The organism is Mesorhizobium sp. Cs1321R2N1 (assembly GCF_037179725.1).
In the GTDB taxonomy this organism is placed as follows: domain Bacteria; phylum Pseudomonadota; class Alphaproteobacteria; order Rhizobiales; family Rhizobiaceae; genus Mesorhizobium; species Mesorhizobium salmacidum.
Map to the genome: position 1 here is coordinate 1 of NZ_JAPYKP010000349.1, position 462 is coordinate 462.

Below are 462 nucleotides of genomic sequence, written 5' to 3' on the forward strand. Positions count from 1 at the left end.
GGTAGTCCATCTCGTCGGCCTCGACGATGCCGGCGGTCGGGTTCTCCAGCGCCCAGACCATGCCGGCGAGCACAGCCGAGGTCACCTGCAGGCCGGTGGCGTTCTGGTAGGGGGCAAGCTTGCGCGCCTCGGCCAGCGACAGCTGCGAGCCATACCAGTAGGCGTTCTTGTCGTGGCCGTAGAGCAGCACGCCGAGCTCGTCGACGCCGTCGACCAGTTCGTTCTCGTCGAGCACGTGATGGATCGGCTGCGGCTTGCCGTCGGCGCCGAACATCGCATCCAGCGACAGCATGGCGTCGTTGCAGGGATGGTAGGCGTAGTGGCAGGTCGGGCGATACTGGACCTTGCCCTTCTTCGACCGCACGGTGAAGAAGTCGGCGATCGAGATCGACTCGTTATGCGTCACCAGCAGGCCGTATTGCGGGCCGGGCGTCGGGCACCAGCTGCGCACACGCGTGTTGG

The 462-nt window shown here is 66.2% G+C and carries 1 protein-coding gene; it reads right to left on the minus strand.

Going from position 1 to position 462, the window contains the following annotated elements; translation table 11 throughout:
- On the minus strand, positions 1 to 462 hold a 462-nt coding region (locus tag O7A61_RS32435), incomplete at both ends, for a saccharopine dehydrogenase C-terminal domain-containing protein (protein WP_337133210.1).